A 24,909-nucleotide genomic window follows, 5' to 3' on the forward strand; every position below is an offset into this window, starting at 1 on the left:
ATGGACTATAGAATAGAAAATCTTGAAAGCACAAAAGTCATAGGCGCTTATAGGCATTATAAAAGCGGAGGACACGCTCAAAGTAATATTCCGGATTTCTGGGAAGATGTGCATACTATGAAATTAGATGAACGATTATTGCAAAAAAGCGATAACCAATTGAACGGTTTGTTAGGTGTTTGTCTGCCTAAAGAAGATAGAACAATGGATTACGCTATAGGTGTGACAAGTACAGAAGATCCTCATGATGGTTTAGAGACATTCAACTTAGAAGGTGGAAAGTATTTAGTTGTCGAAGCTAAAGGACCTGTCCCTAAAAGTGTTCAGCAAACAATGAATGATATACATCATGAACTTATTCCTAGAGAAAATATTGAAATAAAACAAGCCCCATTCTTTGAGCTATACGGACCAGGTGATACACAAAGTGAATCTTACGTCACTGAGATATGGATGCCAATTCAATAATAATAATGAAACCTCACTTCTACATTTTGAAGGGAGGCTTTACTTTTTAATGAGATATAGTGTTTTTTGAATAAAGCTTAAAATAAATGAATTGTAGTAAAACTAGTAAGATAGCAGTAACACTAATTATAAGTAAGTAGGGAGTCATATCATGTTCACCATTTAAACCAACTAATGGAGAGATAATTCCTCCTAATATAAATTGGAACAAACCTAGCAAGCTAGAGGCATTACCACTACCTCCTGTTCGCTCTTCCATTGCCATTGAAAAGCCTAATGGCGCAATTGAAGTAACTGGCGAAATATTAATGAAAAATGCGATGAGTAATACATATAAAGGAAGATGTAAAGCTAACGTCGCAATAAGTAATATTACACCTACAATTTGCATAATCGTTAAATAAATTAATAATTTTTGACGACTAATTTTTTCTACTAGTAGTGCAACAATTTGGCTAACTATGATTAATCCTACACCGTTAATAGCAAGCATCACGCTGAATTGAGGTGCACTCATGTGATAAATTTTTTGAGTAATAAAAGGAGATGCTGATGAATAACTAAATAACATCACATAGGTTAAACCTTGTAGCAACATAGGAATAACGAATGTCGGTTTTTTAAGTAAATACAAGAAATCTTTAAGTATATCTTTAAATTGAAGACGTGTTTGCATTGTTTGAGTATGGGCTGGCATTTTTAAGAAAATACCAATTAAAACTATAAAAGCGATAAGCGTTAAAAATGCAAATATCATTCTCCAGTTAGATATAGATAATACAAAACCGCCTAGCAATGGTGCTAATATGGAAATAATCCCGTTAACTACCATTAATGAGGCTAAAAATTTAGCTAATTCATTACCATGGTATTTATCTCCAACAGACGCTTTGGCGATGACGATAGCACCGCCACTTGTTAAACCTTGTATCAATCGTAGAATTAAAAATAACGTTAAGTGACCGATAAATATAGATAAAAAAGTGGCTACTAAATATATCATCATTAATATCGTGGCAATTCGTTTACGACCAAAGACATCTGAAATAGGTCCAAATAAGAATTGCCCAAGCGCGAGTCCTATCATTGCAAAGGATAGTGTCAATTGGATTTCTGAAGTTGTAGTTCCAAAATCATGTTGTACTTTAGGTAAAGAAGGTGTATATGTATCGATCGTAAGTGGACCGAATGCTGTCATGACACCTAAGATAATGATTAATATCATTGAAAAGTGCTTGGCACTTGAATGAGTCATAAATAATCTCCTTTGAACAAATTACAACATCAATTATATACGTTTTACATGAGTTTGTAAGTACTAAACTTAAATACTAATTTGTGTATACATAAAAAACCTAGCAAAGTCGTTATCCTAAACGACCTTGCTAGGTTAGTATGATTAATTACTTTGTCCATCAGAACTTGAACCGTTTAATATACTTTCTAATTTTGATTTAATGCTATCAAATTTAGTGTTGATATCTTCAAGCATACTATTAATTTTACTTTGATTTTCATTGTTTTGTTGTGCGTTATTAGCATTTTTTAGTTTATCAAGTTGTTTTTGATAAAATTGTGTGAATTTAGAATCAGCATTATTTTCTTCTTTTTGTTTTAATTTATCAATTTCATTTTGTAATTTGCTAATTTGAGATTCACTATTTTTATTATTTTTAATATCACTTTTCGCTGAGTCAACTTGTTTGTTGATATCATCATTTTGACTTTCAACTTGCTTTTTATAATTTTGAGACACATTAGGATCATTATTTACTTTATCATCATTGTGATTCATGATGGCACGGGTAACAAAAATGGCTACTATAATAAGTAAAATAACTATGATAGCAATAAGCCATTTTTTAGTTCGACCTGATTTTTCATTTTCCTCTTCAAGTTGTTGTTCACGACGATAATCACGACCATTATAGTAACGTTCTGGTTCATCCTCAAATTCTCGTTGATTAGAACGTTGACCGTTCATTTTATTTGGAGATTGAGCTCGATTTCGAAATTCGTCTTCTTCAGCTCGACGTCGGTGGTTTTGATATTGATTATCGTATTTGTATGAATCTCTATACTTATCTGTTCTTTTCATAATGTCACCTCATTGTAATGGTAAACTTCAATTTTATGGTTTTAATTTCAAATTCAATTTGATGAGACGGGCGATATTTGTTGCAGTTCTTTGCATGAATTGTGGTCCATTTTCAAGGGTGGTCTTTAAATCAGAAGGATACTCAGTAATGCTAAAGACAGTGTCAATGCCGTGGCGGTAAACTTCTTGATACTGATCACCGAGGCTACCACAAATTGCAATAACCGGGATGTCATATGCCTTTGCAACTTTCGCAACGCCTATGGGTGTTTTACCATAAATCGTTTGCTTATCCATTTTACCTTCCCCTGTAATAACAATTTGAGCATCTTTCACTCTCTCTTGAAAACGTGTTTCATCTAGAACTACATCTATACCTGCTTGCAAATTAGCATCAAGAAAAGCTAGTAAAGCAGTACCCATGCCACCAGCTGCGCCTGCACCCGGTATATCTTTGACAGACTTTTGTAATTCTTCTTTAATTTTATCATGATAGTGACTTAATGCGGAATCCAACTTTGGTATCATCTTTTCAGTAGCGCCTTTTTGAGGTCCATATATTACAGTAGCGCCTTGGTCACCCAATAATGGGTTTGTAACGTCACAAGCTACTTTAATTTCAACGTTTTGTAGCAAAGGATTGAGATGAGAGGTGTCAATCTTATCAATTGTGTTTAACGCTGCTCCACCAGGTTTAATTTCATTATGCTCAACATCTTTAAAAGAAACTCCTAATGCTTGCAACATACCCACGCCACCGTCATTGGTCGCGCTTCCTCCTATTCCTAAAATGATTTTCTTTACACCATGTTTAAGTGCTTCATTAATGAGTTGTCCAGTTCCATAGGAGGAAGTTTGAAGTGGATTTCTCTCCTCATGGGTTAATAAATGAAGGCCAGACGCCTCAGCCATTTCTATAATAGCTGTTTCATATTGATCACTTCTTGCATAACTTGCATCAATATTTCTAAAGAGAGGGTCTTTAACTTGAACGGTATAGGAAGTCGCCTTTAAAGCTTCTTTCAAAGCTTCAGTTGTTCCTTCGCCACCATCCGCCATAGGTATAAGGTCGTAAGTAACTTGATCATTAAACACTTCTTGAAAGCCATTTTGAATTGCAGTAGCTGCCTCTTTCGCTGTCATACTCTCTTTAAACGAATCTGGGGCAATAACTATTTTAAATTGTGACACGCAATCACTTCCTATTATTATGTTTTATTGCTATTTCATAAAAAAATAAACTTCAACTAAAGTCACACTTATCATTATCTTTTGGAAAGGTATAGTCATTTATATGTTTTTAAGTCTATAATAAAATTAAATAAATTAAGCTTACGATAAAACATCATGAACATGCAGAGAGGACATCTTATGAAACAACTTAAACAACACGAACAATTATGTTGGTATATAGGTATTATATTATTTTATTTCATTATGGCTATTCTAACACCATTATCTTTTGTGGACTGGCATTGGTATTTAAATTCACACATAAGTTCACTTGGGCAAGATTTAATGAGAACGAATGGAAGATATCTCGGGAATTTTTTAGAGATTCTCGCGATGCATAGCGCTATTTTCAAATATTTAAGTTATACTGCTTTATCGTGTTTAATGATTTACTTTTGTTCAATGATAGTGAATGTAAATAAAAAGTTTATATATATTTTGATATGTTTTACATTGTTAATAATGATTCCAAGTGGAGTTTATAGTGAAAGTTATGGATGGATAGCAGGATTCTACAATTATATTCCTTCATCAATAATCTCATTATTCATCTTATATACTATCATTTATATTCTTTATGGAGATGAGGAGGCTAGTATTAATCATCTTTGGCTGTTTCTCACAGCTTGTTTGTTTGGGCAGTTATTTATTGAAAATATCACTATATACAATAGTCTTATCATTTTAATTGGTGCTAGTATATATGGCATCCAACATAAAAAGCTAAACTACTATTTAATTGTAGGCTTTATGCTAAGTTGCATTGGCGCAATCATTATGTTTTTAAATCCTATTTACTTTAAAATCATCGATGGTAAAACAATCTACCATTCTATTTCAGATAAAGTAGGCATTATACATAAAATAGGAACGACTTTATTAATGGACTTTCCTAAGTATATATTTCTTAATCAATATTTAATACTCGTAGTTATTTCGGTTATCATTACAATACTTTTGGTTCGTAATACAATTTTTGTAAACCAACATGTTGTTATTAAATTTGCAATTATGTATGGTTTGTACAGTTTACCGTTTTATAAATTACTCATCTATGATCAATTCCATTTTGAAATATATACAAAATCATTTTCAATAGCTTTATTAAACTTCTTGATTTGTGCAGTTTTCTTTGCGGTCTTTATATATAGTACAGTCATATTAATATCAGAAAAATATTTAAGAGCCATCGCTTTAGGATGTTTAATTTCAATCGTGTTATCGACACTACCATTATTGGTTGTGGCTCCAATAGGAAATAGAAACTTTTATTTCATATACGTGCTGTGGTTAATATTTTTACTTTGTTTTGTAAAGCAATTTGATGGAAATATCAATAAAGTAACGACTATCGTTAAGGCAATTGCATGTGTTTATAGTTTGATATTCGTTATAGGATTTAGCTTGATTTATCAAAGTAGTGTCAATAGAATTGAAAATGTTGAAGAACAATTAAAAAATGGTAAGCGTCATCAAAGTATTATATTAGAGAGATTACCTTTCGAAAAATATACGCATTTAACAACACCGTCAACGAAGACGGATTTCAATGACTTTAAAGCATATTATGATTTGCCAAAAGATCTAAAGTTTAAAGTAGTACCATTTGGTTATGATGGAGAATAATTAAAGGAGATAGAGAATGAGATTAACCCAGACACATTTTGAAATTATCAAATTTGTAATAGTGGGTGGAATCAATACTTTAAATTACTATATTGTATATTTATTACTTCTAAAGTTATTAGGTGTTAATTACTTGGTCAGTCATATCACGGGATTTATTGTGAGTTTCATCATTTCTTATTACTTAAATTGTTATTTTGTTTATAGGGTAAAACCAACGCTAAAAAAGTTTTTAAGTTTTCCACTTACACAGGTGATTAATATGGGAATGCAAACATTACTTTTATACATATTTGTGCAGTGGTTTCATTTCCCTTCAGAGATAGCCCCATTTGTAGGATTAATTATTACGATACCGGTAACATTTATTTTGTCTAAGTGGATCTTACGAGATTAATTGAGTTTAGATAAAGCAACCGACTAAGTACGTTGTACTGAGTGGGTTGCTTTTTTTAAAAAGAGATTTGAGATTGTGATTAAATTTGAATAAATATAAATTATAAATTAGGCAAATCTAAAAATTTCATTAGTTTATTTTCATAAAAAATATAGAAATAAAAAAACGTTGTAATACCTCAGTTATTGTTTCATACTAAAGTTATTAAAGCATATTAAGGTGGTAAATAAGCATGTCTCAAAGTGAAAATTTGAAGATTGCTCAACGTGGTGCCTATCTTAGTTTAGTCGTGTATATTATTCTTTCAATAGCCAAATATGTTACCGGATATATATACCAATCTGCAGCGGTTCGAGCAGATGCGTTAAATAATATGACAGATATTATCGTTTCAATTGCAGTTATTGTCGGACTAAAAATTTCTATTAAACCTGCAGATAAAAATCATCAATACGGTCATTTAAAATCTGAGAATATTTCGACATTACTTGTATCTTTTATTATTATGTTTGTCGGGATACAGGTTGTAACGGAAAATGCACCAAGACTTATTACACAAGATAGACATGTACCTAATGTAATTACAATTATTGTCAGTGTAGTCAGTGGTGTGATTATGTTAGGTGTATTTTATGTTAATCATAGACTCGCTAAAAAAACTAATAGCAGTTCGTTACGATCTGCAGCAAAAGATAACTTATCCGATAGTTTAGTCAGTATCGGTACAGCTATAGGTCTTATATTCACGCAAATTGGATTTCCAATTGTAGATATTATTTTAGCGACACTTCTAGGTTTATTAATAATTTATACCGGGTTTGGGATTTTTAAAGAGTCAATCTTTACTTTAAGTGACGGATTTAATGAAAGAGATCTAGAAGACTATCGTAATGATATATTAGAAGTGAAAGATGTTATCGACGTGAATAATATTAAAGGGCGTTATCATGGAAGTAGTATTTTTCTTGATGTAACTATCGTCGTGAAACCGAATCTGTCATTGTATGAAGCTCATCAAATTTGTGATAGAGTAGAGCATCATTTACATGAAAAAGGTATTTCTTCAGTATATGTTCATCCCGAACCTTATAATCAAGAAGAAAATGGTAAAACGATTAAAGAGTAAAAACATAATTAGAGTGAGAAAATAATTTAAAATAAACCCCTAAATGAATTGATTTTAAAAAGTTCATTTAGGGGTTTTGGCTATATTAATACGTAGAGAGATGTTGAATTATTAAGATAATAGTTGAAATATAGCTTTAGTTAATAGTAGATCGTATCTTAAACAATCATTATATTTTTATAGGTTTAACCTAATTATAAATTACCAATACCCGTTAGTTTCGCGGAAAGAAATAGCATCATCTATAGAACCATAACGTTCTTTGGCATAATTAATCATACCTTTAGTTTGAGTAGCGACTGAACCATATCCCCATGATTGATTAGTTTGACCTAATCCATGATATTGTCCATTAGATGCATTTGGATCTCCGCCTGATTCAGGAAGTACGATTTTTTCCCAAAGTGCTTTTGTACCTCCAGCTTTTATGAATTCTTGATATACTTCGCTTGTTGACTCACTACTTGCATTAGAGCTATGGCTAGATGATGTTTGAGTAGCTGTAGAATTATAATTTTGATTAGTATTTTCGGCAGCATGTGCATTACCGGCTTCTAAACCTGTAGCGCCTATTGAAACTGTAGCTAGAATTGCTAGTATTGATTTTTTCATAATTAATAACTCCTTTTACTAGAATCTGTCTGAAAATGCAGTTCATGATGCAGGTATCACAGATCTATTTTAATTTGTGTCTTTCTCAAGTTGTAAATACACTATATCATCGCAATTGTTTTCATAGGTTACATCAAAGTAAAAATACAAAGTCAGATATTTTATTCATAAAACAAACATTTCAATATATCAATGTCTTGTGACAATATATTACGAAAATAGCCATACAATTACTTGGGAAAATAAGTTTTAACGGTCTATAATAATAGTAGTGAGAGAGAAAAATGAGGTCAGTTATTCATGTAATCATTAAGTCATGTTAGCAATCTCATTGTTATATTTACGCTCATGTTTTGAGATTGTGTAGTGGTTGATTACGTAATTTTAAATTAGGAAGGTGTTTTTTTATGCCAAAATTAATATTATGTCGTCATGGACAAAGTGAATGGAATGCTAAAAACTTATTTACCGGTTGGGCAGATGTGAAGTTGTCTGAACAAGGAATTGAAGAAGCTAAAACTGCAGGTGAAAAAGTAGCAGATAATAAATTAGAAATTGATGTTGCCTATACATCGTTATTAACTAGAGCTTTAGAAACAACACAATATATTTTAGCAGGTTCTAATCAACAGTGGATTCCAGTGCATAAAAGTTGGCGATTAAATGAACGTCACTATGGTGGATTACAAGGTTTAAATAAAGATGATGCACGTGAAAAATGGGGAGAAGAACAAGTTCATCAATGGAGACGTTCTTATGATGTGCAACCACCAGCAGAAAGTGAAGAACAACGTGAAGAATATTTAAACAATCGTAGATATAGACATTTAGATAAAAGAATGATGCCATATTCTGAAAGTTTAAAGGATACATTAGATCGCGTTGTGCCTATTTGGACTGATCGAATTTCACAACATCTATTAGATGGTGAAACTGTACTTGTGTCTGCACATGGTAACTCCATTAGAGCATTAATTAAATACCTTGAAAATTTATCTAGTGAAGAGATTGTTGGTTATGAAATAAAAACAGGTGCGCCACTTGTTTATGAATTAACTGATGATTTGGAAGTGAAAGATAAATACTATTTATAATAGACCAGAATAGAGTAAGCCATTAAATGATAAGTTTAAATCATTTAATGGCTTTTATTATGTGAAGTTATAAGTTGAAAGAATAATAAGGAAATTGTCTGGGAAATATGTCTTACTCATTTCGGGTAAATGATTAACATATCAAATTTAGATGTTTAAATATAAGTGTTAGAATTTAAAAGATTTTATTTCGCTCTTTTATGTTGTTTTATTATTTTCAGAGCACGTTTTCTTGTTTTTATATTTGGACTATTCAAATTGCGTCTAGCAGTTTGTAAATCTAATTTCATTTTATCTTCCTCCTTGTGTATCTATATTATGGAAGAAAATGATGCTTTTGTAAATAGTAATAATTACGATTTAACAGAAATACATAAGTCGTAGTATTTTTTTAGAAACAAAAGTGAGCCAACTAAATGATTAACTTATTCAAAATATGTATAATAGGCAAATATCTGTTTGATGTTATAAAAGGGGGGAAGGTCATGTCTTTAAAAACAAAGTTAGTCATGATTATCACTATGTTACTTGGCGGATTTTTTGGTTTGTTAAATGAGACATTATTAACAACAGCTTTACCAAGTATAATGAAAGATTTTCACATTCAGTATTCTCAAGTTCAATGGTTAACAACAGCGTTTTTACTTACCAATGGAGTGGTTATTCCATTATCAGCATTAGTTATACAACGATTTACTACAAGACAAGTTTTCCTAACAGGAATTTTAATCTTCTTTGTAGGTACAATTGTTGGAGGTTTTAGTCCCAATTTTACTACGTTATTATTTGCAAGAATTGTTCAAGCTTTAGGTTCAGGTATTATGATGCCTTTAATGATGACATCTATTCTAGATATCTTTGAACCTCATGAACGTGGTAAATATATGGGATTCTTTGGACTTGTAATCGGCTTAGCACCTGCGATTGGTCCAACATTATCTGGTTATTTAGTTGAATATTTTAATTGGAGATCTTTATTCCATGTTGTTGCACCGATAGCAGCAATCACGTTTATTATCGCCTTATTCACTGTTAAGAATGTAGGACAAAATATTAAAGTTCCTATTGATGTAATCTCAATTATATTATCTATATTAGGATTCGGTGGTTTACTTTATGGTACGAGCTCCATTTCACATGATGGTTGGGACGATCCAATAGTCTTGTCTACGATTATCGGCGGTATTATTTTAGTGGTGTTATTCATTTGGAGACAATCACGCTTGGATACGCCTTTACTCAATTTTGGTGTCTTTAAAAATAAACAATTTACAATTGGTTTACTTATTATGGCAGTAACAATGATTTCAATGATCGGTTCAGAAACAGTGTTACCAATGTTTGTTCAAAATTTATTAAATAAGCCCGCTTTAGACTCAGGACTCATTTTATTACCTGGCGCAATCGTGATGGCTATCATGTCAATGACTTCAGGAGCAATGTATGAAAAGTTTGGTGCTAAGCCTTTAGCTATCATCGGAATGTTAATTGTAATCATAACAACTTCGTATTTTGTGGTGATGGATGAACATACCTCAACAGTAATGTTAGCTACAGTTTACGCGATTCGTATGATTGGTATAGCATTAGGATTAATGCCAGTAATGACACATACCATGAACCAATTAACTCCTGAAATGAATGCGCATGGCTCGTCTATGACTAACACCGTACAACAAGTGGCAGGTTCAATTGGAACAGCTGGATTAATTACTATTTTAAGTCAAGCGAGTCAACATTTTTCACCTAAAATGAGTGATTATAAAGGTATGAATAAACAAGAAATGGTCAGTCAAATTAAAATAGATACGATGTTGCATGGTTATCATGCAGGATTTTTATTTGCAGTGATAATTACGGTGATCAGTTTCTTATGCACATTTATGCTTAAAAAACGTACTAAAAAAGAAAAAGAACAAACTTCATGAACGGTATAAAAAATATATTAGAACTTTCTGAACACTTGATATAAGGGAACTTCTTATTGACTATTACACTCTAAAGGGATAAAATATTTTTATTCCGATTAGAATAATAAGATTAAGGAGTTTAACTAAATGAAGAGACTTTTATTTTGCATTATCGCTTTAGTATTTGTATTGGCAGCATGTGGTAATAACGATTCATCAAGTGATAAAGATAGCAAATCAAGTAGTAAAGATGATAATACATTACGAGTAGGTACTGAAAGTACTTACGCACCATTCACTTTTCACAATAAACAAGATAAATTAACTGGTTACGATATTGGTGTTATTAAAGCTGTAGCGAAAGCAGAAAACCTCAAATTAAAATTCAATGAAACATCATGGGATTCTATGTTTGCAGGTTTAGATGCAGGGCGCTTTGATGTCATTGCAAACCAAGTTGGTATCAATAAAGATAGAGAGAAGAAATATAAATTCTCTAATCCTTACACTTATTCAAGCGCAGTATTAGTTGTACGTGATAATGAGAAAAATATTAAATCATTTAATGATGTTAAAGGTAAAAAATTAGCACAAACATTCACTTCTAACTACGGTAAATTAGCAAAAGATAAAGGTGCCGACATCACTAAAGTTGATGGTTTCAACCAATCAATGGATTTATTACTTTCTAAACGTGTGGATGCTACGTTTAATGATAGTTTATCTTATTTAGATTATAAGAAACAAAAACCTAATGCTAAGATCAAAGCTATTAAAGGTAACGCTGAACAAAATAAATCAGCTTTCGCATTTTCTAAGAAAGTAGATGATAAAACAATTAAAAAATTCAATGATGGTCTTAAGAAAATCAGAGATAATGGTGAATTAGCTAAAATAGGTAAGAAATGGTTTGGTCAAGATGTTTCTAAGTCTAAATAATGAACAGCAACACGCTTTAGATGCAGCTAAGCAAGCATTTGGTCCAATGTTAGAGGGATTGGTGAAATATTCAATCCCTATTACTATAGTTACATTTATTCTAGGCCTTGCTATTGCTTTGTTTACTGCATTAATGCGTATTTCAACAAGTAAAATTTTAAGAGGCATAGCACGCGTATATGTATCAATTATTCGTGGAACACCGATGATTGTTCAATTATTTATTATATTTTATGGTATTCCAGAATTAGGAAGACTCATTACGAATGATGCGGATAATCAATGGACTTTAGCACCGGTTGTAGCTGCTATTATAGGTTTATCATTCAACGTGGGAGCGTATGCATCTGAAATTATTCGTGGTGGTATTATTTCAATTCCTAAAGGGCAAACTGAAGCGGCGTATTCAATCGGAATGAATTATCGCCAAACAGTTCAACGAATTATATTACCTCAAGCAATACGTGTTTCCATACCAGCATTAGGTAATACATTTTTAGGATTAATTAAAGATACTTCACTATTAGGTTTCATTCTTGTGGCTGAAATGTTCAGAAAAGCACAAGAAGTTGCGTCTACTTCATACGAATATTTAACTATTTATATTTTAGTAGCAATTATGTACTGGGTTGTATGCTTTATCATCTCAATTATTCAAGGATGGTATGAATCACGCATTGAAAGAGGGTATCGCTCATGATTGAATTAAAAAATATCCATAAGTCTTTTAATGAAACCGAAGTGATTAAAGGCATTGATTTAACTGTAGATAAAGGTGAAGTTGTAACTTTAATAGGGCGTTCAGGTTCTGGTAAGACAACGTTACTTCGTATGATGAATGCTTTAGAGATTCCAACAGACGGTACAGTCTATGTTAATGGTAAAACTTATACTGAAAAGGATAAAAAATCTCAAATCGAAGTACGCAAACAGTCTGGAATGGTCTTCCAAAATTATAATTTATTCCCACATAAATCTGCTTTAGAAAATGTGATGGAAGGACTTGTTACGGTTAAGAAAATGAAAAAGTCTGAAGCCGAACGTAAATCAATGGAATTATTAGAAAAAGTTGGACTTGATCACGTGAAAGACCAACGTCCTCATGCTTTATCAGGTGGACAACAACAACGTGTTGTCATTGCTCGAGCATTAGCAATGAATCCTAAGGTCATGCTATTTGATGAACCTACATCAGCACTTGATCCAGAATTAGTTAATGATGTTTTGAAGGTAATCAAAGAACTCGCTGATGAAGGTATGACGATGGTCATTGTGACGCATGAAATGCGTTTTGCTAGGGAAGTCTCAAATCATACAGTTTTTATTCATGAAGGTAAAATTGCTGAGCAAGGCTCGCCAGACGAAATGTTTAATCAACCTCAAACTGAGGAATTAAAACGCTTTTTAAATGTAATTAAATAAGTTTGATACATGCTATGCTGACGGTTATTTGACGTTTGCATAGCTTTTTTATGTTAAAATAATTATAAATTAATTTTCACAAAGAAGATTTGAGGAGTGAAATAATGGAACACTCGATGAAGTTAAATGTGGAGCCATTCGAAGCCATTCGTAATCATAAGAAAACGGTAGAAATTAGACTGAATGATGAGAAAAGACAAAAAGTTAAAATTGGTGACACGATTGTCTTTACAAATATAGACGACTCAGAGAAAAAATGAGAGTCAAAGTAACTGAAAAGCGAGTTTTTGATACATTTCAGAAGTTATTTAACTACTATGATAATGCTGAAATAGGTTATGAGACAGACGCGACCTTGGCGCAAAAAGTAGCAAGTATTTATTCCATCTATAACCAAACTGATGAATTAAATTATGGTGTAGTTGCTTTAAAAATAGAGCTTGTATAATATAAAAGGATCACATCTAAAGGGGAGTTTAGATGTGATCCTTTTTAATTTATGATTTGCGATTATCTAAGATTTCTTTTAGTTTGTAGAATATAGGTTTTATTGGTTTAACAAAATCACCAATATATTCATAAACGTCAGCATTGAAACCTTCTTTGAATTTTTGTACACCTGCGTCTTCAGCATCTTCACTAAAGTCTCCAGTGATACCATAGAAATTATAACGATTAATATCATGCTCTTTAGCAAATTTAATCATTTCCCACTGTAAACGGTAAGCACCCATATAAGCATTATATTTAGGGTTTGAACCACTAGAGAGATAATATACTTCATGGTCATTATAAATATATAACGCAGCGGCTAGATTAAGTACTTGTCCTTCTTCAGCAATCTTATCTTTAGTTTGATTAATTTTACGTTCATTACTATCATATTGCTGTTTTACTTGCGTGTGTTTAGTTTTATTTTTCTTAGAATTTGGATTTTCTTCTAATGTTTTTTCAACTTCTTTTAGTTGTTTTTCTAAGTTATCATGTTTTTCTTGTAATGTATTTAGGTAGTCTTGTAAGTCTATATAAGCAAGTTTCAGCATTGCATGATCTTCATACGTTTTTTGCATATCTTCGAAGTAAGGTTTTTCACGGAATTTGAAACCATGTTTTTCCTCAGCCATTTGGAACAATTCAAAGAATGTGTCTGTTTCTTCTATAGGAAGTGTTTTAACTTGAACACCCATCTCATAAGTTTTCTTAATATTACGACGTGTTTGGTAATCCATTTCTTTTAATAGTTGATCTTCAGTCTTGTCTTTAAGATCTAATACTGATAGCCAACGAATTTGGCTCATTGTATCATAGCCGACTGTATAACCTTGATGTTTATAACCTAAATCTTCCATTGTTTTGATGAATGGTCGATTGTCGAATGATTCGATAATCTCACCATCAGCGTTTCTCAAGTTTTCTAGTAGGTAAGGATCAACAAGAACGTATAAGCAGTTACGTTTTTTCAAGTAATCTGTAAGAGATTTAAAGAAGAAACGAACTAATGATTGATTATTATAATCCATTACTGGACCTCTATGTGTGTAGAAATATTTAAAGAATTTAAGCGAGCGTGCCTCTGTTAAAAGGCAACCAGCAATGACTTTGTCATCTTCATCTTTAACTCCTACAAGATGAACATCGCCTTTCATTTTATTACGGTTATCAAAATGTATACTTGATTGTGTATAATGTGAAAAATTTTCTGAAGTAAATTGATCGAATTCTTCAGAAGATAAGTTAACAAATTTCATCATTAATCTTCCCCTCTAAATCTATTTAGTTATCTAAATTGTCATGATTTATCTATTTTACCAAACCCAAGTCATCATTACACATAATAACACAAAACATTGCATCATACTTTTGTATGAGATAAATTTACCCCAACTTAAATTTAATTAATAGAAAAATCACAAAAAATAAAAACAACTAGCTTCGTCGTAACACTTATTATGTGATAATATTTATAATGAAAGAATGGAATCTAACATGGGACAATAAATGAAGAATGTATAGATTTTCAAGGTAATTTATTTTTTCTATAGATAAAATAGGTTGAAAAGGTAGGAGTGAGTAGTTTGAAGAAATTAGCAGTTGCTTTATCAGTAGTAGCACTTATATTGGCGGGATGTAGTAGTGGTAAATATACTGATAAAATTGATAAAGCTGTAAAAATGCAAGACAAAAAACAAGAAAAAATAGCTAAGCACGATACAGGAGATGAAGTAAAACACTTTGATAAGAAAGATGCGAATATTTATGTATTTAAAAAAGGGAAATACGTTATTCTTGCATATAAACCATTGAGTGATGATGCTGAAGTACATTATTACACATATGAGTTTAAAGGCAAAAAAGCGCATTACAAAGAAAACTTTAACTCCAAAGGTTATTATGAAGAACATGAACCTGATTACAAGGAAGAAAACATGAATTAATCGTTGTATAGCTACAAAGGGAGTACTAATGAAAAAATTAATTGGAATTATAGCCATTTTAACCATCATTTTTATATATGGGTGTTCAAAACAACCAAGTTCTATTAAAGCTAAACAAGATGGCAAGCCATTAATAGTTATGTATGGAGATTTTAAATGTCCATATTGTAAAAAAGTAGAAGATAAAGTGATGCCAAAGTTGAGAAATAAATATATTGATAAAAATAAAGTTAAGTTTCAATATGTGAACCTTGCCTTTATAGGAAAGGACTCAATTATTGGTTCAAGAGCACAACAAGCAGTAAATCATTATGCACCAAAGTATTCACTCCAATTTCAAAAGTTAATGTTTGAACATCAAAAAGACGAAGATAAGAAATGGATTACACATACATTAATAGATAAACAAATTGATAAATTAAACATTAGTAATAAAACTAAAGATAAGATTAAAACAAATTATAAAACTAAAAATTCAACATCATGGAAAGCTGCTGAAAAAGATAAAAAACTAGGTAAGGAACATCATATAAAACAAACTCCTACAGTATTCATTGAAGGTAAAAAAGTTAAAGATCCATATGATTTTAGTAGTTATCAAAAACTTTTAGAAGAGTAATTTTCTTTAATGAAGATTAGGGCATAAATAATTTTAAAGAATATAATATGTCAATCTTCTTTGCAAATGTCGACAAGGCTTAAGCTTTTGTCGGCATTTTTTATTTTTAAAAGTTACTTGCAGATGATGCACTACAAAACTACCAATAGTTCTATTTTCCAAATGATTGTGAGAAATATTTTTAAAAGCCCTTGTCAATTAAGAAATAAAAGTATATACTTTTAAATCGTAATAATAACTATTTAGGAGGTTGTTTATGAAAAGACTATTGAGTTTATTAGTCATTCTCCCTTTATTTGCCCTCATTTTAACGGCGTGTGGAAATGATGATAATAAAAAAGAAGATGGTAAGATTACTATCAATACTACAGTTTATCCACTTAAATCTTTTGCAGAACAAATTGGTGGTAAACATGTAAACGTTAAATCAATTTATCCAGCAGGTACTGATTTACATAGCTATGAGCCAACACAAAAGGATATCTTAAATGCGAGTAAGGCAGATTTATTTATCTATACAGGTGATGATTTAGATCCAGTTGCTAAAAAAGTAGCAGGAACAATCAAAGATAAAGATAAGAAATTATCTTTACAAGATAAATTAAGTAAAAGTAGTTTACTTCCTGATCATCACCATCATGGAGAAGAGCACGAGGAACACGAACATCACCATCATGGTGAATATGACCCGCACATTTGGCTAGACCCAAAAATGGATCAAACATTCGCTAAAGAAATCAAAGATGCTTTAATTAAGAAAGATCCAAAACATAAGAAAGAATATGAAAAGAATTACAAAAAACTTAACAAAGAACTTGCTAATTTAGATAAAGAAATGAAGAAAGTAACTAAAGACAAGAAAGATAATGTTGTATTTATCTCTCATGAGTCAATCGGTTATCTAGCTCATAGATATGGATTTAAGCAAGAAGGTATTCAAAATATGAATGCAGAGGATCCATCGCAAAAAGAATTAACTCAAATTGTTAAAGAGATAAGAGCTAGTAAAGCGAAATATATTCTTTATGAGGATAATGTAGCAAATAAAGTTACAGATACAATTCGTAAAGAAACAGATGCTAAACCGCTTAAGTTTTACAACATGGAATCTTTAAATAAAGATCAACAAGAAGAAAAAGACTTGTCTTATCAAAAATTAATGAAAGAAAATATTAAAAACATAGATAAGTCATTATCAAGTAATGTGAAAGAACAATAATTAATTCTTAACCACCGAAGCATGATTTTTTATTACGTTGGTTAAACTGAGAGCCTCCATTCATATGAGTGGGGGCATTTTATTATTTGTTATTTGACGAATTTTGTTACTATATAATCATTAAAATAAAAGATAAAGTGTGAGGGTTCGTTATGCCAATTAAAAAAGAAAAAAATAGAATTATTTTTTCTAGAACATTTCAAGCATCTATTGAAAAAGTATTTGATGCTTATACTAAGAAAGAATTATTTGAACAGTGGTTTCATCCTAAAGGCGCTTCAATAGAGGTTTATCATTTTAACGCTGTTGAGGGTGGAGAGGCGTTTTTCGCGATTCAAGCGCCTAACATGACAAGTTATACTGTTACTAAATATCAAAAAGTAGACAAACCTAATCATATTGAATATCTAGATTACTTTGCTAATTCTAAAGGTGAGAAAGATACTTCAATGCCTGGTATGCAAATTTTCATGAATTTTGAAGAGCAAAATGGCCAAACAACAGTTACCTCAACATCAGTATTTCCAACTCAAGAAGCTGCTCAACAAGCATTAGATATGGGCGTTGAGCAAGGGATGGATTCAACTTTAGATCAATTAGATAAGTTACTTAAATCTTAGTTGTCAAAAATCTGTCAGAGTCAGTCGCTTCTTTTTCAATTATAATTGGTATAGAAATCAATTATTTGTTAAAGAGGTATTATTATGAAAAAAAGATATTTAAAAGTATTGGGATTGTACACATTTACTACAGGCATCTCGTCTATCGTAATTAACTCAAATTGTGTATCTAATAAAATTCTGAGATTTATTTTAAGAACTGCATTGGGTTATGGCATTTTCGCGTATAGTTTACATTTTTTAGCACAACGTAAACATTAACTATAACTAAAGGTGAATAGCTTTATATCGCCCTAGGTACAGGGCGATATTTTTATTAGAAATTTTATTATAGAGATACACAATACATAGATGAATTAGTATAATGTATTATTATAAATGTTGAGTTTAATTAAGGAGAGATCGCATGATACATAATAATAAAAATGTTCAAGATACACATGCAACAAAGACAATTGTTCAAAATATTGCCGGTCAAGTACAAATGAAAGAGGTTATGGCTGATAAAACTCCGAGTCGATATGCTTTAAAATCAATGATGGCCGGTTTTTTACTTTCAATTGTTACAGTGTTTATGTTAGCAATCAAAACCCAATTTGCTTCAACACATATTGACGGCTTAATCAATTTGATGGGTGCAATTTCATTTAGTTTAGGGCTAGTGCTTGTTGTATTAACTCATTCTGAATTACTTACAAGTAATTTCATGTATTTAACCGTCGGCTGGTATTATAAAGTTATAAGTATGAAGAAAGTGACGTGGATATTCATCTTTTGTTTCATAGGAAATATTGTTGGTGGATTTATACTATTCTTCTTACTTAAATTTTCTCATGTAATGACACCAGAGATGACCAATAGTTTAACGACACTAGTACATAAGAAAACAGTTGAATCTACATGGGTGAGTATATTAATTAAAGGTATATTTTGTAATTTCTTTATCAATATTGGCATCTTCATTTCTCTACAATTTAAAGAGGGCTTAGCTAAAGCGTTTTTCATCGCTTGTGGTGTGATTGTCTTTGTATTTATGGGTTATGAACACGTAGTATTTAACGCAGGTCTTTATGCAGGAATGATATTCTTTAATATCGAGGCATTGTCTTGGTTAGACGTGTTAAAGAATATTGTTTTTGCATTTATTGGTAACTATATCGGTGGCGGTATATGTGTTGGTTTAGTTTACGCGTATCTTAATGGGAAACGTGATAGTTTAACTGAATAATTGGTTAAGCAGGTTCATATAGATGGATCTGCTTATTTTTAAAAAGATGGTTAAAATTGAAAATAACTTTAAATATAGTCTGACCTTCTTAAGCTTAATCAATGGACGTTCATTTGATTAAAAGTTAGCCTATTATTCAAGTAGAATGTTAGATTTGGGGGAGTGAAATTATGCCAGAGACAAATATAAGAATTGCTAACTTGGGAGATGCAGAGGAGCTACATCAATTAATGTATGATGCTTTCACACCATTAAGAGAGCTAGGAATTGATTGGCCTTCAGTCAATGCAGATTTAGAAATGGTTAAAAATAATTTAGAAAACAATACGACCTTTGTTATGGTAAAGGATAATGAAATTATTTCCACAATTACTGTACGTTATCCTTGGGGCAGTGTGAGAAGTATTTCTGGATATCCTTTTATATGGTGGTTTGCGACTAAACCATCTTATGATGGTCAGGGCTATGGTAGTCAATTGCTACGTTATGTTGAAGAGGATTTTTTAAGAGATACATTAAAAGCGGCAGCTGTAACTTTAGGTACCTCTGCAAGACTCCATCCTTGGTTACTTAAAATTTATGAAAAAAGAGGCTATGAAAAATATGCTGAACATGAAAATGATGATGGTGATTTAGGAGTCATAATGCGTAAAATTTTAATCCCTGAACGTTTTGAAGAACAAATATTAGGGCAACCACCATTTTAAGACAACTATGAGTATCATTGTCTAAGTATTAAAAGTCTTTATTAGTAAAATAAAAAACTCCTTATAAAGTAGACATTTCAAAGTGAATACTTTATAGGGAGTTTTTTATATAATTATTCTTTTTTACTTACTTTGTAATCAATAAGGTAAATTGATTCAGGAGTGACATTGAAAATTTTAACTTTACTACTTACGCCATCAATTTGATCATTGTACGTAATATAACTATTTGGAATGTCTCCTTTAGACTTTTCTAAAATTTCATTGGTAACTGATGCACGTTGTTTTTCACCAAAAGAGGTGTTTAATTTTTTAATAAGTTGAGTGACTTCTTTATTATTATAATGTCCTTTATTGAGTGCACCGTTAGGCAAATATGCAGTATTGAAGAAATAGCCAGTATCTCCTCGAGGTATAGTTAAATAACTATACATAGACACATCCCAAGCTTTTGGATCTTTAAGGTAACCATCTATATCATCTACATTACGTAACTGAATATCAATATTAGCTTTTTTAGCTTCTGATTGGATCACTTGGCCAATTTTAGGTAATTCTGGACGACCATCGTATGTGACCATGTTGATTTTAAGTGGATGTGACTTACTAAATCCTTCTTGTGCTAATAATTTTTTAGCCTTTTCAATATCTTGGGGTTGAACTTTATCGTTTTTCACATTTTTTAATCGATCATTAAATGGAGTTGAGGCAGGCTTAGCATAATTTTTAGAAATGTTTTTAGCGATTTCTTTACGATTAATAACCATGTCGAATGCTTCTCGAACATTTTTATTAATCTTTTTACTTTGATGATTGTATAACAGTAGATGTGTTCGGAAACCTGACGTACTTTGGATATTAGCTTTCTTAGAATTTTTTACATCACTTATACGATCGATAGGAACATCTGTGGTTAAATCCGATTTACCAGATAATAAGTTATCAACGCGTGTATTACCATCTTCATGATAAGTGACATTTACTTTATTGAGTTTTGGTTTTCCTTGCCAATAATCTTTGAACTTTGTGAGTTCAAGCTTCTGTGCGCGTTTATAGTTATCTATTTGGTATGGACCTGTTCCGACTGGTTTGTCGGTAACTTTACTTTTGGCTTTAGTATCATAAATTGCCGCAAACGGACTGGCTAGTTCTGATTTTAATTCTGGATAAGGTTCTTCTGTAGTAATCGTCACTTTTTGACCTTTAGCAGAAATTGATTTAATAGGTAATGAACCCTTTAATAAATCACTTTTTTTCATTCCCTCCTCTAAACTTGATTTCACAGCATTCCCAGTCAATTTATGACCATTTTGGAATTTAATATTATCTTTTAATGTCAATTCGAGGGTGTTATCAGATTTTTGATGTGTGCTTTTAACTAGTAATGGTTTAACTTTACCGTCTTTTGACATTTTGAAAAGTGACTCCAAAGCACCTACTTTAACAGGAATATCGGTTTCATAGGGGGCGATTGATTTTGTTTTTAAGGGAATTTCAACATTTAATGTATTTTTATCAGAGTTTGATTTCCCTCCACAACTTGCTAAAATAAAAGATACTAATATGTTAAGGATTAAAATTTTCTTCATTAAACAAGTCCTTTCTTAACATGAACATTGAATTTATTGAAGCAACTTATGTCTAACATTAAAAGTAACATTTATTTAGTATTTATGTTTGAAGTGATTGCGTTATGATGTTAAACCTTATTATTTTTAATTTTAGACATATTTGTTAACTACCAATATATTAATTATATAACTTATAAAGAAAAATTTAAAATTTTCGTCAGATTTAATGATATGACATTTATTATGAGGAATTCCCCTCATGTTTGAGATAAGGGTATTCCCTACTTTTCAAAAATAATGTGAATAAAATCACAATTAATCAAAAAATTATTATACAATGCAGATGAAAGGATTGGTAATAGTGATAGGTAATATCTTAGTGGCACACGGTATGAGGAAAGGTCAACAAAATGAGGCACTAGAGGAGTTTATTACTACACTTTTAAAAGATGAAGATTATCATTATGAGCTTGCATTTTTAGAAAGTGATACGCAAAATCTTGAATTGACTATGGAAAAAATGATTAAGCAAGGTGTGACACGATTTAGAATTGTACCCTTACTTATATTCAGAGCGATGCACTATATAGGCGACATACCTGAGATTTTAAAAAGCATGAAAGAGAAATATCCTCATATTAATAGTGAAATGAGTGAGCCACTTGGTACGCATCCTTATATGAAGGATTTAGTTGAAAGAAGAATGGCAGATGTAGACTTACCAGCTAATGCGAATGTAGCAACAGTCATCATTGCACATGGTAACGGTAGTGGTCGTTTCACAAAAGCCCATGAAGAATTAAAAGAATTTGTGAAAAGTATTGATTCAAATAAACCAGTATACGCGAGAGCACTATATGGTGTAATGACATTTAAAAATGATTTGGATGAAATATCTAAAAAATACGATGATTTAATCATCGTACCGCTATTTTTATTTGATGGCCGTTTAGTTAATAAAGTTAAACGTTTAATATCAGAAATGGATATTCATTGTAATCTTCATATTACACCATCTATTAATTTTGACCACATTTTAAAATTAATTATTCGCGCACGTATAGAACAATTAGCTGTATAAATAATCACTAAATACTTAGCTTCCTTAGTTTAGACTCTTTTACCAATCCTTTAGTAATAAATTATAGATTAATTTTTACATTAGAGGAGCATAGATATGTCTAAACAAAAATTAGTAATGATTGGTAACGGTATGGCAGGTATACGAACTATAGAAGAACTGATTAGTCGAGATGCGAATCGCTATGATATCACAGTAGTCGGTAAAGAACCTTATCCAAACTATAATCGAATTATGTTATCCAATATTTTACAAAATAAAATGACTGTCGAAGAGACGATTATGAACAGTTATGAATGGTATGAAGAAAATCATATTACACTTATCAATGATGACCCAGTTGAAAAGGTAGACCGACAATCTAAAAAAATTATTACACAAAAAGGTATAGAACTAGAATATGATATTTGTATTTTCGCAACAGGTTCTAAAGCTTTTGTGTTACCCATTGAGGGGTCTAACTTACCGAGTGTTATCGGGTGGAGAACGATACAAGATACAGAACAAATCATCGATATCGCTAGTAAAAAGAAAAAAGCTATTGTCATCGGTGGTGGGCTACTTGGATTAGAGTGTGCACGTGGTTTATTAGACCAAGGTATGGATGTCACAGTACTTCATCTTGCTGAATGGTTAATGGAGATGCAACTGGATAGAAAAGCTGGCGATATGTTGAGAGCGGATCTTGAAAAGCAAGGCATGAAATTTGAATTGCAAGCCAACTCAAAACGCATTATAGGTCATGAGGATGTTGAAGCTGTTGAATTAGCGGACGGACGTGTGATTGAGACAGATTTAGTCGTTATGGCTGTAGGAATTAGACCTTATACAGAGGTGGCTAAAGATGCTGGATTAGATGTTCAAAGAGGTATTGTAGTCAATGATTTTCTACAAACGTCCGATTCAAATATCTATGCAATTGGAGAATGTGCTGAACACAATGGTAAAGTTTATGGTTTAGTTGCACCACTTTATGAACAGGGTAAAGTTCTTGCTGACTATTTAACTGGAAATGAAACAGAAGGTTACAAAGGTTCAACAACTTTCACTTCTTTAAAGGTTTCTGGTTGTGATTTATACAGTGCTGGTCAGATTGTTGAAAATGATGACATACACGGTATCGAGATTTTTAATAGCATTGACAATATTTATAAAAAGGTATATTTAAATCAAGGACAAGTTGTAGGAGCAGTACTTTATGGAGATACAGATGATGGATCTCGATTTTATAATATGATGAAGAAACATGAATCCCTCGAAGATTATACGCTTGTCTCATTATTACACAAAGGTGATGATACAGGTTCAGTTTCAATTGCTGATATGGCAGATGATGAAACAATTTGTGGTTGTAATGGTGTCAATAAAGGTACGATAGTGAACGCTATTACTAAAGAAGGTCTTACATCTGTCAATGAAGTAACCCAATCTACTAAAGCAGGTAATTCATGTGGTAAATGTAAAAAACAAATAGGAGAAATACTTCAATATACACTCGGGGATGACTTTGTAGCTGCTAAACCTTCAGGAATATGCAGTTGTACAGAACTTACTAGAGATCAAATTGTGACTCAAATCAGAGCTAAAGGTCTTAAAACATCCAAGGAAGTAAGACGTGTGTTGAATTTTAAAGATAAAAATGGATGCCCTAAATGTCGTCCTGCAATTAATTATTATCTAAATATGGTATATCCATTGGAGCATCAAGATAAACAAGACTCTCGATTTGCAAATGAGCGTTATCATGCCAATATACAAAATGATGGTACATTTTCTGTCATACCTCAAATGAGAGGAGGCGTAACAGATCCAGACCAGCTTATCAAACTTGGAGAAGTTGCTAAGAAATACAATGTGCCACTCGTAAAAGTAACAGGATCACAACGTATTGGATTATATGGCTTAAACAAAGAAGAATTACCTAATGTATGGAAGGATTTAGGGATGCGTTCAGCTTCCGCTTATGGTAAAAAAACGCGTTCTGTAAAAAGTTGTGTCGGAAAAGAATTTTGCCGTTTTGGTACACAATACACAACTCGTCTAGGTATTCGTCTCGAAAAAACTTTCGAATATATTGATACACCTCATAAGTTTAAAATGGGCGTCTCCGGTTGTCCTAGAAGTTGTGTAGAATCTGGTGTGAAAGACTTCGGTGTCATCTCAGTTGAAAATGGATACCAAATATATATTGGTGGCAATGGAGGTACTGATGTTACAGTCGGACAATTACTAACAACAGTAGAAACTGAAGATGAAGTCATTCAATTATGCGGTGCTTTAATGCAATATTATAGAGAAACTGGTATTTATGCCGAGAGAACTGCACCGTGGATTCGTCGATTAGGTTTTGAAAATGTGAAAGAAGTTTTATTAGATAAAGAAAGACAAGAAGAATTATTTAATAGAATTATGGAAGCGAAAAAAGCTATAGAAAATGAACCATGGCAAGCCATTGTAGAAAATAAAAATGCACAAAAAATCTTTGAAGTTGAGAAGGTGTAAGA

26 protein-coding genes and 1 pseudogene are annotated in these 24,909 nt (G+C 31.6%); 20 read left to right on the forward strand and 7 right to left on the reverse strand.

Annotated features, from left to right (window positions below; all coding sequences use genetic code 11):
* Nucleotides 1-468 (forward strand): GyrI-like domain-containing protein, encoded by a 468-nt coding sequence (locus V6C74_RS02300; protein WP_016898598.1) that lies wholly within the window; start codon nucleotides 1-3, stop codon nucleotides 466-468.
* A 46-nt stretch (nucleotides 469-514) separates the two neighbouring features.
* Here the strand turns inward: V6C74_RS02300 and V6C74_RS02305 are convergent, their stop codons facing one another.
* The 3 genes from V6C74_RS02305 to V6C74_RS02315 all read right to left on the reverse strand — a co-directional run bounded on the left by V6C74_RS02305 (nucleotide 515) and on the right by V6C74_RS02315 (nucleotide 3,757).
* Complete coding sequence (locus tag V6C74_RS02305) at nucleotides 515-1,723, reverse strand: multidrug effflux MFS transporter (RefSeq protein ID WP_002453938.1); 1,209 nt, start codon at nucleotides 1,721-1,723, stop codon at nucleotides 515-517.
* 144 nt (nucleotides 1,724-1,867) lie between these two features.
* Nucleotides 1,868-2,566, reverse strand: coding sequence for a hypothetical protein (locus V6C74_RS02310; protein WP_002432309.1), 699 nt, complete (start codon nucleotides 2,564-2,566; stop codon nucleotides 1,868-1,870).
* 33 nt (nucleotides 2,567-2,599) lie between these two features.
* Nucleotides 2,600-3,757 (reverse strand): glycerate kinase, encoded by a 1,158-nt coding sequence (locus V6C74_RS02315; RefSeq protein ID WP_002453937.1) that lies wholly within the window; start codon nucleotides 3,755-3,757, stop codon nucleotides 2,600-2,602.
* 180 nt (nucleotides 3,758-3,937) lie between these two features.
* Between V6C74_RS02315 and V6C74_RS02320 the strand changes: the two genes are divergently transcribed.
* The 3 genes from V6C74_RS02320 to V6C74_RS02330 all read left to right on the forward strand — a co-directional run bounded on the left by V6C74_RS02320 (nucleotide 3,938) and on the right by V6C74_RS02330 (nucleotide 6,948).
* Complete coding sequence (locus tag V6C74_RS02320) at nucleotides 3,938-5,425, forward strand: DUF6056 family protein (RefSeq protein ID WP_002453936.1); 1,488 nt, start codon at nucleotides 3,938-3,940, stop codon at nucleotides 5,423-5,425.
* Nucleotides 5,426-5,441: 16 nt separating this feature from the next.
* Nucleotides 5,442-5,822 carry a GtrA family protein gene (locus V6C74_RS02325; protein WP_002453935.1) on the forward strand — a complete coding sequence of 127 codons (381 nt, stop codon included), beginning with the start codon at nucleotides 5,442-5,444 and terminating at the stop codon, nucleotides 5,820-5,822.
* Nucleotides 5,823-6,054: 232 nt separating this feature from the next.
* On the forward strand, nucleotides 6,055-6,948 hold the full coding sequence (locus V6C74_RS02330) for a cation diffusion facilitator family transporter (protein ID WP_002453934.1): 894 nt from the start codon (nucleotides 6,055-6,057) through the stop codon (nucleotides 6,946-6,948).
* Nucleotides 6,949-7,149: 201 nt separating this feature from the next.
* Here V6C74_RS02330 and V6C74_RS02335 read toward each other — a convergent pair whose 3' ends face one another.
* Nucleotides 7,150-7,560, reverse strand: a complete 411-nt coding sequence (locus tag V6C74_RS02335; RefSeq protein WP_002453933.1) for a hypothetical protein — start codon at nucleotides 7,558-7,560, stop codon at nucleotides 7,150-7,152.
* 407 nt (nucleotides 7,561-7,967) lie between these two features.
* On the opposite strand from V6C74_RS02335, the gene V6C74_RS02340 reads away from it, so the two are divergent.
* Nucleotides 7,968-8,654 carry a 2,3-diphosphoglycerate-dependent phosphoglycerate mutase gene (locus tag V6C74_RS02340; protein ID WP_002432310.1) on the forward strand — a complete coding sequence of 229 codons (687 nt, stop codon included), beginning with the start codon at nucleotides 7,968-7,970 and terminating at the stop codon, nucleotides 8,652-8,654.
* Between the two features lie 185 nt (nucleotides 8,655-8,839).
* On the opposite strand, the gene V6C74_RS02345 is transcribed toward V6C74_RS02340, so the two are convergent.
* Nucleotides 8,840-8,944 (reverse strand): putative metal homeostasis protein, encoded by a 105-nt coding sequence (locus V6C74_RS02345; RefSeq protein ID WP_000762708.1) that lies wholly within the window; start codon nucleotides 8,942-8,944, stop codon nucleotides 8,840-8,842.
* Nucleotides 8,945-9,139: 195 nt separating this feature from the next.
* On the opposite strand from V6C74_RS02345, the gene V6C74_RS02350 reads away from it, so the two are divergent.
* The 6 genes from V6C74_RS02350 (at nucleotide 9,140) to V6C74_RS02375 (ending at nucleotide 13,373) form a co-directional block, all read left to right on the forward strand.
* Nucleotides 9,140-10,582 carry an MDR family MFS transporter gene (locus V6C74_RS02350; RefSeq protein ID WP_016898600.1) on the forward strand — a complete coding sequence of 481 codons (1,443 nt, stop codon included), beginning with the start codon at nucleotides 9,140-9,142 and terminating at the stop codon, nucleotides 10,580-10,582.
* Nucleotides 10,583-10,711: 129 nt separating this feature from the next.
* Nucleotides 10,712-11,503 carry a transporter substrate-binding domain-containing protein gene (locus V6C74_RS02355; RefSeq protein ID WP_002453931.1) on the forward strand — a complete coding sequence of 264 codons (792 nt, stop codon included), beginning with the start codon at nucleotides 10,712-10,714 and terminating at the stop codon, nucleotides 11,501-11,503.
* Nucleotides 11,484-12,203, forward strand: coding sequence for an amino acid ABC transporter permease (locus V6C74_RS02360; protein ID WP_002453930.1), 720 nt, complete (start codon nucleotides 11,484-11,486; stop codon nucleotides 12,201-12,203). Before V6C74_RS02355 ends, V6C74_RS02360 begins: the two co-directional genes overlap by 20 nt.
* The gene (locus V6C74_RS02365) at nucleotides 12,200-12,925 is read left to right on the forward strand and encodes an amino acid ABC transporter ATP-binding protein (protein ID WP_002453929.1); all 726 of its coding nucleotides are present in this window, start codon (nucleotides 12,200-12,202) and stop codon (nucleotides 12,923-12,925) included. Before V6C74_RS02360 ends, V6C74_RS02365 begins: the two co-directional genes overlap by 4 nt.
* Before the next feature lie 104 nt (nucleotides 12,926-13,029).
* Complete coding sequence (locus tag V6C74_RS02370) at nucleotides 13,030-13,185, forward strand: DUF3850 domain-containing protein (protein ID WP_002453928.1); 156 nt, start codon at nucleotides 13,030-13,032, stop codon at nucleotides 13,183-13,185.
* Nucleotides 13,182-13,373 (forward strand): hypothetical protein, encoded by a 192-nt coding sequence (locus V6C74_RS02375; protein ID WP_002453927.1) that lies wholly within the window; start codon nucleotides 13,182-13,184, stop codon nucleotides 13,371-13,373. The genes V6C74_RS02370 and V6C74_RS02375 overlap by 4 nt, the downstream gene beginning before the upstream one ends.
* A gap of 49 nt (nucleotides 13,374-13,422) precedes the next feature.
* Here the strand turns inward: V6C74_RS02375 and V6C74_RS02380 are convergent, their stop codons facing one another.
* The gene (locus tag V6C74_RS02380; RefSeq protein WP_029625752.1) at nucleotides 13,423-14,673 is read right to left on the reverse strand and encodes an aminoacyltransferase; all 1,251 of its coding nucleotides are present in this window, start codon (nucleotides 14,671-14,673) and stop codon (nucleotides 13,423-13,425) included.
* Between the two features lie 327 nt (nucleotides 14,674-15,000).
* On the opposite strand from V6C74_RS02380, the gene V6C74_RS02385 reads away from it, so the two are divergent.
* From V6C74_RS02385 to V6C74_RS02415, 7 genes and pseudogenes are all read left to right on the forward strand, one after another.
* Entirely contained in the window at nucleotides 15,001-15,360 is a 360-nt protein-coding gene (locus V6C74_RS02385; RefSeq protein ID WP_002432307.1) for a DUF4467 domain-containing protein, read from the forward strand.
* Between the two features lie 28 nt (nucleotides 15,361-15,388).
* Nucleotides 15,389-15,979 (forward strand): DsbA family protein, encoded by a 591-nt coding sequence (locus tag V6C74_RS02390; protein ID WP_002453925.1) that lies wholly within the window; start codon nucleotides 15,389-15,391, stop codon nucleotides 15,977-15,979.
* Between the two features lie 256 nt (nucleotides 15,980-16,235).
* Nucleotides 16,236-17,189: pseudogene (locus V6C74_RS02395) on the forward strand (zinc ABC transporter substrate-binding protein); the annotation flags it as partial.
* Between the two features lie 161 nt (nucleotides 17,190-17,350).
* A complete protein-coding gene (locus tag V6C74_RS02400; protein ID WP_002453923.1) occupies nucleotides 17,351-17,818 on the forward strand; it encodes an SRPBCC domain-containing protein in 468 nt (155 codons plus the stop codon).
* 84 nt (nucleotides 17,819-17,902) lie between these two features.
* Nucleotides 17,903-18,079, forward strand: coding sequence for a hypothetical protein (locus V6C74_RS02405; RefSeq protein WP_002453922.1), 177 nt, complete (start codon nucleotides 17,903-17,905; stop codon nucleotides 18,077-18,079).
* A 145-nt stretch (nucleotides 18,080-18,224) separates the two neighbouring features.
* Complete coding sequence (locus tag V6C74_RS02410; protein ID WP_002453921.1) at nucleotides 18,225-19,046, forward strand: formate/nitrite transporter family protein; 822 nt, start codon at nucleotides 18,225-18,227, stop codon at nucleotides 19,044-19,046.
* A gap of 170 nt (nucleotides 19,047-19,216) precedes the next feature.
* Nucleotides 19,217-19,753 carry a GNAT family N-acetyltransferase gene (locus V6C74_RS02415; RefSeq protein WP_002453920.1) on the forward strand — a complete coding sequence of 179 codons (537 nt, stop codon included), beginning with the start codon at nucleotides 19,217-19,219 and terminating at the stop codon, nucleotides 19,751-19,753.
* Between the two features lie 113 nt (nucleotides 19,754-19,866).
* Here the strand turns inward: V6C74_RS02415 and nikA are convergent, their stop codons facing one another.
* Nucleotides 19,867-21,342 (reverse strand): nickel ABC transporter substrate-binding protein, encoded by a 1,476-nt coding sequence (gene nikA, locus V6C74_RS02420; RefSeq protein ID WP_103175486.1) that lies wholly within the window; start codon nucleotides 21,340-21,342, stop codon nucleotides 19,867-19,869.
* Nucleotides 21,343-21,685: 343 nt separating this feature from the next.
* Here nikA and V6C74_RS02425 point away from each other — a divergent pair, with 343 nt between their 5' ends.
* Together V6C74_RS02425 and nirB are read left to right on the forward strand one after the other, a co-directional pair.
* A complete protein-coding gene (locus tag V6C74_RS02425; RefSeq protein ID WP_002432663.1) occupies nucleotides 21,686-22,405 on the forward strand; it encodes a sirohydrochlorin chelatase in 720 nt (239 codons plus the stop codon).
* 96 nt (nucleotides 22,406-22,501) lie between these two features.
* Nucleotides 22,502-24,907 (forward strand): nitrite reductase large subunit NirB, encoded by a 2,406-nt coding sequence (gene nirB, locus V6C74_RS02430; protein ID WP_002453918.1) that lies wholly within the window; start codon nucleotides 22,502-22,504, stop codon nucleotides 24,905-24,907.
* Nucleotides 24,908-24,909 lie beyond the last annotated feature (2 nt).

Source organism: Staphylococcus capitis subsp. capitis (assembly GCF_040739495.1).
GTDB lineage: Bacteria > Bacillota > Bacilli > Staphylococcales > Staphylococcaceae > Staphylococcus > Staphylococcus capitis.

Excerpts from the sequence above, each read along its gene's own strand:
- V6C74_RS02330 (WP_002453934.1), top strand. The coding sequence starts at position 6,055 with ATGTCTCAAAGTGAAAATTTGAAGATTGCTCAACGTGGTGCCTATCTT.
- V6C74_RS02300 (WP_016898598.1), top strand. The coding sequence starts at position 1 with ATGGACTATAGAATAGAAAATCTTGAAAGCACAAAAGTCATAGGCGCT.
- nirB (WP_002453918.1), top strand. The coding sequence starts at position 22,502 with ATGTCTAAACAAAAATTAGTAATGATTGGTAACGGTATGGCAGGTATA.
- V6C74_RS02320 (WP_002453936.1), top strand. The coding sequence starts at position 3,938 with ATGAAACAACTTAAACAACACGAACAATTATGTTGGTATATAGGTATT.
- V6C74_RS02365 (WP_002453929.1), top strand. The coding sequence starts at position 12,200 with ATGATTGAATTAAAAAATATCCATAAGTCTTTTAATGAAACCGAAGTG.
- nikA (WP_103175486.1), bottom strand. The coding sequence starts at position 21,342 with ATGAAGAAAATTTTAATCCTTAACATATTAGTATCTTTTATTTTAGCA.
- V6C74_RS02415 (WP_002453920.1), top strand. The coding sequence starts at position 19,217 with ATGCCAGAGACAAATATAAGAATTGCTAACTTGGGAGATGCAGAGGAG.
- V6C74_RS02410 (WP_002453921.1), top strand. The coding sequence starts at position 18,225 with ATGATACATAATAATAAAAATGTTCAAGATACACATGCAACAAAGACA.
- V6C74_RS02355 (WP_002453931.1), top strand. The coding sequence starts at position 10,712 with ATGAAGAGACTTTTATTTTGCATTATCGCTTTAGTATTTGTATTGGCA.
- V6C74_RS02360 (WP_002453930.1), top strand. The coding sequence starts at position 11,484 with ATGTTTCTAAGTCTAAATAATGAACAGCAACACGCTTTAGATGCAGCT.
- V6C74_RS02345 (WP_000762708.1), bottom strand. The coding sequence starts at position 8,944 with ATGAAATTAGATTTACAAACTGCTAGACGCAATTTGAATAGTCCAAAT.
- V6C74_RS02325 (WP_002453935.1), top strand. The coding sequence starts at position 5,442 with ATGAGATTAACCCAGACACATTTTGAAATTATCAAATTTGTAATAGTG.
- V6C74_RS02375 (WP_002453927.1), top strand. The coding sequence starts at position 13,182 with ATGAGAGTCAAAGTAACTGAAAAGCGAGTTTTTGATACATTTCAGAAG.
- V6C74_RS02340 (WP_002432310.1), top strand. The coding sequence starts at position 7,968 with ATGCCAAAATTAATATTATGTCGTCATGGACAAAGTGAATGGAATGCT.
- V6C74_RS02370 (WP_002453928.1), top strand. The coding sequence starts at position 13,030 with ATGGAACACTCGATGAAGTTAAATGTGGAGCCATTCGAAGCCATTCGT.
- V6C74_RS02400 (WP_002453923.1), top strand. The coding sequence starts at position 17,351 with ATGCCAATTAAAAAAGAAAAAAATAGAATTATTTTTTCTAGAACATTT.
- V6C74_RS02305 (WP_002453938.1), bottom strand. The coding sequence starts at position 1,723 with ATGACTCATTCAAGTGCCAAGCACTTTTCAATGATATTAATCATTATC.
- V6C74_RS02310 (WP_002432309.1), bottom strand. The coding sequence starts at position 2,566 with ATGAAAAGAACAGATAAGTATAGAGATTCATACAAATACGATAATCAA.
- V6C74_RS02390 (WP_002453925.1), top strand. The coding sequence starts at position 15,389 with ATGAAAAAATTAATTGGAATTATAGCCATTTTAACCATCATTTTTATA.
- V6C74_RS02335 (WP_002453933.1), bottom strand. The coding sequence starts at position 7,560 with ATGAAAAAATCAATACTAGCAATTCTAGCTACAGTTTCAATAGGCGCT.
- V6C74_RS02380 (WP_029625752.1), bottom strand. The coding sequence starts at position 14,673 with ATGAAATTTGTTAACTTATCTTCTGAAGAATTCGATCAATTTACTTCA.
- V6C74_RS02350 (WP_016898600.1), top strand. The coding sequence starts at position 9,140 with ATGTCTTTAAAAACAAAGTTAGTCATGATTATCACTATGTTACTTGGC.
- V6C74_RS02405 (WP_002453922.1), top strand. The coding sequence starts at position 17,903 with ATGAAAAAAAGATATTTAAAAGTATTGGGATTGTACACATTTACTACA.